The organism is uncultured Leptotrichia sp. (genome assembly GCF_938036635.1).
GTDB lineage: Bacteria > Fusobacteriota > Fusobacteriia > Fusobacteriales > Leptotrichiaceae > Leptotrichia > Leptotrichia hongkongensis.
On record NZ_CALHQO010000330.1, the window covers coordinates 1 to 2,279 of the forward strand.

Below are 2,279 nucleotides of genomic sequence, written 5' to 3' on the forward strand. Positions count from 1 at the left end.
AAATATATAATTGATAAATTTTAACAGTATTAATTTTTGAAAGAAATTTTTTTTGGGAGAGAAAATGACAAAAAAGGAAAGATTGAAAAAAATATTCCCAATATTAGAAGAAAAGTTTGGCAGCCCAAAAGCTGCACTAGAGTTTGAAACACCTTACCAGCTGATGATAGCAGTAATTTTATCGGCTCAATGTACTGATGCTCGTGTAAATATTGTTACAAAAGAGCTTTTCAAAGTAGTAAGAGAGCCGAAAGATATTAGAAAAATGGACTTGAAGACATTAGAAAAATATGTAAAATCAACAGGCTTCTATAAAAATAAAGCTAAAAATATAAAGTTAAATGCTGAAATGATGTTAGAAAAATATAATGATATAATTCCAAAGGAACTTGAAAAATTAATAGAATTGCCAGGCGTTGGAAGAAAAACTGCAAATGTTGTCCTTGGGGAGCTGTGGAATATTAGGGAAGGAATTGTTGTTGATACACATGTTAAAAGGCTGTCAAACCGTATAGGATTTGTGAAAAATGATAATCCTGAAATCATAGAAAGGGAACTTATGAAACTTATTCCCAAAAAAGACTGGTTTGTATATTCGCATTACATGATTTTACATGGAAGAGATAAGTGCATTGCAAGGAAGCCAAAGTGTGATATATGCGAAATTAGAGAATATTGTAAGTATAATTTAGATAATTTGAAAAATAATAAATAATTTTATAATATGAATGGAGAAAGGAAAAGAATGGTTAAAAGGGTAAAAAGAGTTTTGATATTTGGAGTAATTGCATTATTTGCAATTTTAGCCTATGCGGAAGGAGAGCAGGAAAATGGCGGGACTGTTTCTAAGGAAAGTAATCCTGTCATTAAGGAAGAAAAGAAAAATGTTTCGACTGATAACAAGTATGATGAGGTTGAACAGGCAACAAAAAGAGGAAAAGAAAAGCATTTAGGACATAATAAAAAAAGAAAACACGAATATTTTAATGAAAACGTTTCAAATTCAAAGAAAAATAGCATTCAAGAAAAAGATGAAGAAACTGATGAAAATAAATCAGCAAAAAATGTTAAAAAGGCTGTTCAGAAGAAAAAAGTCGTAAAAGCTATAGAACATGAGCATGAAGGAGTTTCTCACTATTATGGCGAAGTAATAAAATTTATTGCAACTGAAGATGGAAAAGTTTTAAAGGATAAAATGTCAAGAAAAAAACATCCTATAGCATCACTTACAAAAGTTATGAATATTTTAGTTGCACTTGAACAAATTGATAGAGGAAATGCAAAACTTGATGATAAAGTCTGCTTTACTCCTGAAATAGTAAATATGGGTGGAAGTTGGCTAAATGCTAAAGCAGGAGATTGTTATACTTTAAAAGATTTACTTCGTGCAGAGATAATATATTCAGCCAATAATGCTGCATATTTAGTAGCATATCACATAGGAAAAGGGAATTTTGATAATTTTGTAAAATTGATGAATGATAAGGCAAAAGAACTTGGAATGAATGATACCCGTTATTATACTCCAGCTGGTCTTCCAACTTCAATGACAAAAAAGAATATGGATGTTTCAACGGCTTATGACATGTATTTGCTTGGAAAAAGAGCTATAAGAGATGAAAGATTACGTGCTTGGATGAAAGAATCAGAATTGGTGCTGCAAAATTCAGCAGGAGAAGATGTTGTTTATAATAATAGAAATCATCTTTTGGATCAATTTGGAATTTACGGTCTGAAGACTGGATTTCATGCACAAGCTGGATACAATATAATAGTATCAAGTAAAATAGGAAATCTTGAAATCATTTCAGTCACATTGGGAAATAAGAGTGACGATGCCAGAACGGAAGATCAGAAGCAGGAATTTACACAGCTGGAAAAACGTATGATACCAGTTTACAAGGCAGGACAGGAAATTAATAAAAAGTTTAAGGTAAAAAATGCTGAAGCAAAAGAAATAAAAGGTGTTTTAACAACAAATGTCTACCAGATTGATAATACAAATTATAAATTTGAAGTAAAAGATTTACAAGTCTCAGCTGAAAAAGAAGGAATTTCCAAAGGAGATGTAATAGGTAAACTTGAAGTTCTGTCAAATGATAACAAGGTTGTAGGAACTGTTGATATTGTGGCACAGAATGATTATAAGCAGTTGTCTTTATTTAGACGTATTTTGAGGTTTATAACACTTGGACTTGCATAAAAAAAATTGAGCTGTTTAGAAATTAAATGGCTCTTTTTTTATTTATCTGATATAAATATAATGTAATTTAGATGAA

General features: G+C 30.5%; 2 protein-coding genes. Both read left to right on the forward strand.

Annotated features, from left to right (window positions below; translation table 11 throughout):
* Window positions 1-64 precede the first annotated feature (64 nt).
* Window positions 65-715 (forward strand): endonuclease III, encoded by a 651-nt coding sequence (nth, locus tag Q0370_RS06585; RefSeq protein WP_299573686.1) that lies wholly within the window; start codon window positions 65-67, stop codon window positions 713-715.
* 30 nt (window positions 716-745) lie between these two features.
* Window positions 746-2,203, forward strand: coding sequence for a D-alanyl-D-alanine carboxypeptidase family protein (locus tag Q0370_RS06590; protein WP_299573689.1), 1,458 nt, complete (start codon window positions 746-748; stop codon window positions 2,201-2,203).
* Window positions 2,204-2,279: the final 76 nt, after the last annotated feature.